This window comes from Pseudomonas sp. NPDC089569 (genome assembly GCF_050280625.1).
Classification (GTDB): Bacteria; Pseudomonadota; Gammaproteobacteria; order Pseudomonadales; family Pseudomonadaceae; genus Aquipseudomonas.
Map to the genome: position 1 here is coordinate 1 of NZ_JBNNVQ010000180.1, position 5381 is coordinate 5381.

Sequence of the window (5381 nt, forward strand, 5' to 3'; positions counted from 1 at the left end):
GTTTGACAATCGAGCGGCCCGGCGTTGGCGGAATCGCCAGGGTGATGGCTTCCAGACCACGATCGGTGCGGGTACCGGTGGCATAGAAGTTGTTGGCGGTTTCTTCACCCATGATCGAATGATTCGGGTAAGCCTTGCGCAGGGCGTCGATGATTTTCTGTTCGGCGGCGCGATCCACCTCGGATACGTAATCCTTGGCGTCTTTTTCGTCAACCTTGATGGTATCCAGGCGCTCGATGGAGCGGAAAATCAATTCACTGGCGGCGCGGGCGGCGCGCAGCGCGATATTCAGCATGGGCTGCATGGATGTGTCACCTAAGGTTGTTAAAGAAAGCCGGGCATTCTATCAGAAAGTTTCTACAGGTGAAGGACGACATTCGCTTTCATGGCTTAACGGTAGCTACAGCTGTAAGATTCCGCTCCCGATTATCGTGTTCGAGAGCGCCTCCCTTGCTGCATAACATTCGTGTCGTCCTGGTCAATACCAGCCATCCGGGCAATATCGGCGGGGCCGCGCGCGCCATGAAGAACATGGGTCTGTCGCGGCTGGTGCTGGTCGAGCCACGACTGTTTCCGCATCACGAAGCCGATGCTCGCGCGTCAGGTGCCGGAGACATCCTTGAAAAAGCGCAAGTCGTCGCCACCTTGGAAGATGCATTGGTCGGCTGCAATCTTGTGCTGGGTACCAGTGCGCGTGATCGTCGGATTCCCTGGCCGCTGCTCGATCCTCGTGAGTGTGGAGCGAAAGTGGTCGAGGAGGCCGCGCAAGGCGCCGAGATTGCACTGGTGTTCGGTCGCGAAGATTCCGGGCTGACTAATGAAGAGCTGCAGCGATGTCACTATCACGTGCACATTCCATCGGACCCAACGTTCAGTTCGCTGAACCTCGGGGCGGCGGTGCAGGTGTTGAGCTATGAAGTGCGCCTGGCCTGGCTGGCGGCTGAAGGTCAGCCGAGCAAGGTCGAGAAGGAAGAGGTGGCGTCCACCAAGAGCGGTGAGTTGGCGACCATGGACGAGCTGGAGCGATTCTACGAGCACCTGGAGCAAACCCTGGTGGCGATAGAGTTTCTCGATCCGGAAAAGCCAAGGCACTTGATGGCGCGCCTGCGCCGGTTGTACGGACGCAGCTCGGTCAGTCGGGCGGAAATGAATATATTGCGTGGCATCCTCACGGAAACCCAGAAAGCGGCCCGTGGTGAGCTTATCAAGCGGAAGGATTAATGATGTTCGAGCGTTTGCGTGAAGATATCCAGAGCGTATTCCACCGAGACCCGGCGGCGCGTAACGCTTTTGAAGTCCTGACTTGCTATCCGGGCATGCATGCCATCTGGATCCATCGCCTGTCTTCGATGCTGTGGCAGGCGGACCTGAAATGGCTGGCGCGTCTGGTCTCGAACTTCGGTCGCTGGTTAACCGGGATCGAAATCCACCCGGGTGCCAAGGTCGGCCGGCGCTTCTTTATTGATCATGGCATGGGCATTGTCATTGGTGAAACTGCCGAAATCGGCAATGACGTCACCCTTTATCAGGGCGTGACCCTGGGCGGTACCAGCTGGAACAAGGGCAAGCGCCACCCCACGCTCGAAGACGGCGTGGTCGTCGGTGCGGGCGCCAAGGTGCTTGGGCCGTTCACGGTCGGTGCCGGGGCTAAGGTCGGCTCCAATGCCGTGGTCACCAAGGCTGTTCCGCCTGGGGCGACGGTGGTCGGGATTCCAGGGCGGATCATCGTCAAGTCCGATGACGAGCAGGATGCCAAGCGCAAGGCCATGGCCGAGAAGATCGGTTTCGATGCCTACGGCGTCAGCGAAGACATGCCGGACCCGGTGGCCCGCGCCATCGGCCAGTTGCTCGATCACCTGCAGGCGGTTGACGGGCGTCTGGAGGGGATGTGCGGAGCGCTCAAGGATCTGGGCAGTAACTACTGCGCCAAGGATCTGCCTGAGCTGCGCGAAGAAGACTTCGCTTGCGTAAAAGGCAAGGACGAAAGCAAGGCCGTTTGATCGCGGGCTCTTGTGCGGGTCGCTTTCAGGTAATGGCGCAGCGCTCAGCGGTGTGCCATTAGGCCGCAGACCCTGATATGATGCGCCCGCTCTTTGCGGGTAAACCTGACTAAAGTACTAGGTCTTATAGTTGACTTAAATACTCAGGAATTGCATACTCGCCCCATTCCGAACTCCGTGGTAATTGTCCATGCGACTGACTACAAAAGGCCGATACGCCGTGACCGCCATGCTTGATCTGGCGTTGCACGCGCAGCACGGGCCCGTGTCCCTGGCCGATATCTCCGAGCGCCAAGGCATCTCCCTGTCCTACCTCGAGCAGCTTTTCGCCAAGCTGCGCCGCAGCAATCTGGTGTCCAGCGTCCGTGGACCAGGTGGCGGTTACCAGCTGTCGCGCGACATGCAGGGTATCCAGGTCGCCCAGGTGATCGATGCGGTGAACGAATCGGTCGACGCCACCAAATGCCAGGGGCAGGGTGATTGCCACTCGGGCGACACCTGCCTGACCCACCACCTGTGGTGCGATCTCAGCCTGCAAATTCACGAATTTCTGAGCGGTATCAGCTTGGCTGATCTTGTGACTCGCCGTGAGGTACAAGAAGTAGCCCAGCGCCAGGACCAGCGTCGTTGCAACAGCAAGGCGCCGCGCCTGGACAAGATTGAAGCGTCCGCCGTCGAATGACAGCCACAGAGCTAACGGCGCGCCAGCCAGCCTGATTTAGGAGATAGTCCATGAAATTGCCGATTTACCTTGATTACTCTGCGACTACCCCGGTTGATCCGCGTGTCGCGCAAAAGATGAGTGAATGCCTGCTGGTCGACGGAAACTTCGGTAACCCGGCGTCCCGTTCCCACGTGTTTGGCTGGAAAGCTGAAGAGTCCGTAGAAAACGCCCGTCGTCAGGTGGCCGACCTGGTCAACGCCGACCCGCGTGAAATCGTCTGGACCTCCGGCGCCACCGAATCCGACAACCTGGCAATCAAGGGTGCGGCACATTTCTATGCCACCAAAGGCAAGCACCTGATCACCACCAAGATCGAACACAAGGCTGTCCTCGACACCATGCGCCAACTGGAGCGCGAAGGTTTCGAAGTGACCTACATCGAGCCTCGTGAAGACGGCCTGGTGACCCCGGAGATGGTTGAAGCCGCGCTGCGTGACGACACCATCCTGGTTTCGGTCATGCACGTGAACAACGAAATCGGCACCATCAACGACATCGCCGCCATCGGCGAGCTGACCCGTTCCAAGGGCATCCTGTTCCACGTCGACGCCGCTCAGTCCACCGGCAAGGTCGACATCGACCTGCAAAAACTGAAAGTCGACCTGATGTCGTTCTCCGCCCACAAGACCTATGGCCCTAAAGGCATCGGTGCCCTGTACGTGAGCCGCAAGCCGCGTGTTCGCATCGAGGCGACCATGCACGGTGGCGGTCACGAGCGCGGCATGCGTTCCGGTACGTTGGCGACCCACCAGATCGTCGGCATGGGTGAAGCCTTCCGTGTGGCCAAGGAAGACATGGCTGCCGAGAACGCGCGCATCAAAGCCTTGAGCGACCGTTTCTACAAGCAGGTCGAGCATCTGGAAGAGCTGTACGTCAACGGCAGCCTGACCGCCCGCGTTCCGCACAACCTGAACCTGAGCTTCAACTACGTCGAAGGCGAGTCGCTGATCATGGCGCTCAAGGATCTGGCGGTTTCGTCCGGTTCGGCCTGCACCTCGGCATCGCTCGAGCCTTCGTATGTACTGCGCGCCCTGGGTCGCAACGACGAACTGGCACACAGCTCGATCCGTTTCACCTTCGGCCGTTTCAGCACCGAAGAAGAAATCGACTACGCCGCGCAGAAAGTCTGCGAGGCCGTTACCAAGCTGCGCGCTCTGTCGCCGCTGTGGGACATGTACAAAGACGGCGTCGATATCTCGAAGATCGAGTGGGCGGCACACTAAATATAGAAGCCGCCGAATACAGCTCCTGTAGCTCCGCGGCGACTGACGCAAGCGGAACTGCAGGGCCTCAAGAGCGGCCCTGATGAGTGAGGATTGAGAATCATGGCTTACAGCGAAAAGGTCATCGACCACTACGAAAACCCGCGCAACGTCGGCAAGATGGACGCGGAAGATCCCGACGTCGGCACCGGCATGGTCGGCGCTCCGGCTTGCGGCGACGTCATGCGCCTGCAGATCAAGGTCAACGACGCAGGCATCATCGAAGACGCCAAGTTCAAGACCTATGGCTGCGGTTCGGCCATCGCTTCCAGCTCCCTCGCCACCGAGTGGATGAAGGGCAAGACGCTGGACGAGGCGGAAACCATCAAGAACACCCAGCTGGCTGAAGAACTGGCCCTGCCGCCAGTGAAAATTCACTGCTCCGTACTCGCAGAAGACGCCATCAAGGCGGCTGTTCGTGACTACAAGCAGAAGAAAGGCTTGATCTGACGTTCGGAATTTGGCGACGAGTAAGGAGTCGACGATGGCTATCAGCATGACAGAAGCGGCTGCACGGCACGTGCGCCGCTCGCTAGACGGGCGCGGCAAAGGTGAGGGGATCCGCCTGGGTGTTCGCACCACGGGCTGCTCCGGCCTCGCCTATGTGCTGGAGTTTGTCGACGAAGTGGTTGCAGAGGATCAGGTGTTCGAAAGTCACGGCGAGAAAGTGATCATCGACCCGAAAAGCCTGGCCTACCTGGACGGCACCGAGCTCGATTTCGTCAAGGAAGGGTTGAACGAAGGCTTCAAGTTCAACAACCCCAACGTGCGCGGTGAGTGTGGCTGCGGCGAAAGCTTCAATATCTGAGGCTGCTTGTGGGTACTCCTTGTCATTTCGCTTTATTCGAGCTGCAACCGAGTTTCAATCTGGATCTCGATCAGCTGGCTTCGCGCTATCGCGAGCTGGCGCGCAGCGTTCATCCTGACCGTTTTGCCGACGCAACCGAGCGTGAGCAGCGGCTGGCGCTGGAGCAATCGGCAAGCCTCAACGAGGCCTACCAGACGCTCAAGAGTCCGCCCAAGCGTGCGCGTTACCTGCTCGCCTTGAGCGGTGGCGAGCTGCCGCTGGAAGTCACCGTGCATGATCCGGAGTTTCTTCTGCAGCAGATGGAGTTGCGCGAAGAGCTCGAAGATCTGCAGGACAGCGCCGACTTGTCGGGGGTTGCTGCGTTCAAGCGCCGGCTGAAGGCTGCCCAGGATGAACTGAACCAAAGCTTCGCAGCTTGCTGGAACGATGCCGCGCAACGCGAACGGGCCGAGCGCCTGATGCGGCGCATGCAGTTCCTCGACAAGCTCACCTACGAAGTGCGCCAGTTAGAAGGATCAAACAGAAGCTGACATGGGCGTTCGCGGCAATCGCCTGCCTCCCCGTTATCCTGGTGGCGGTGCTTGTCG

General features: G+C 59.4%; 8 protein-coding genes. 7 read left to right on the forward strand and 1 reads right to left on the reverse strand.

All coding sequences use genetic code 11. The features are described 5' to 3' along the window. The coding region (locus tag ACQKP2_RS31485) for an inositol monophosphatase family protein (protein ID WP_427582193.1) at nucleotides 1-304 on the reverse strand (304 nt) is incomplete at its 3' end. A gap of 146 nt (nucleotides 305-450) precedes the next feature. Here ACQKP2_RS31485 and trmJ point away from each other — a divergent pair. The 7 genes from trmJ (at nucleotide 451) to hscB (ending at nucleotide 5324) form a co-directional block, all read left to right on the forward strand. Continuing rightward, complete coding sequence (gene trmJ, locus ACQKP2_RS31490) at nucleotides 451-1221, forward strand: tRNA (cytosine(32)/uridine(32)-2'-O)-methyltransferase TrmJ (protein ID WP_427582194.1); 771 nt, start codon at nucleotides 451-453, stop codon at nucleotides 1219-1221. A gap of 2 nt (nucleotides 1222-1223) precedes the next feature. After that, the gene (cysE, locus tag ACQKP2_RS31495; protein ID WP_427582195.1) at nucleotides 1224-2000 is read left to right on the forward strand and encodes a serine O-acetyltransferase; all 777 of its coding nucleotides are present in this window, start codon (nucleotides 1224-1226) and stop codon (nucleotides 1998-2000) included. Nucleotides 2001-2190: 190 nt separating this feature from the next. Then, nucleotides 2191-2682: a Fe-S cluster assembly transcriptional regulator IscR gene (iscR, locus tag ACQKP2_RS31500; RefSeq protein WP_003227911.1), complete on the forward strand. Its 492-nt coding sequence runs from the start codon at nucleotides 2191-2193 to the stop codon at nucleotides 2680-2682. A gap of 50 nt (nucleotides 2683-2732) precedes the next feature. Then, entirely contained in the window at nucleotides 2733-3947 is a 1215-nt protein-coding gene (locus ACQKP2_RS31505) for an IscS subfamily cysteine desulfurase (protein WP_427582196.1), read from the forward strand. Between the two features lie 102 nt (nucleotides 3948-4049). After that, nucleotides 4050-4436, forward strand: a complete 387-nt coding sequence (iscU, locus tag ACQKP2_RS31510) for a Fe-S cluster assembly scaffold IscU (RefSeq protein ID WP_007974006.1) — start codon at nucleotides 4050-4052, stop codon at nucleotides 4434-4436. 34 nt (nucleotides 4437-4470) lie between these two features. After that, nucleotides 4471-4794 (forward strand): iron-sulfur cluster assembly protein IscA, encoded by a 324-nt coding sequence (gene iscA / locus ACQKP2_RS31515; RefSeq protein ID WP_003227904.1) that lies wholly within the window; start codon nucleotides 4471-4473, stop codon nucleotides 4792-4794. Between the two features lie 8 nt (nucleotides 4795-4802). Then, the gene (gene hscB / locus ACQKP2_RS31520; RefSeq protein ID WP_427582197.1) at nucleotides 4803-5324 is read left to right on the forward strand and encodes a co-chaperone HscB; all 522 of its coding nucleotides are present in this window, start codon (nucleotides 4803-4805) and stop codon (nucleotides 5322-5324) included. The last annotated feature ends 57 nt before the right edge of the window (nucleotides 5325-5381 follow it).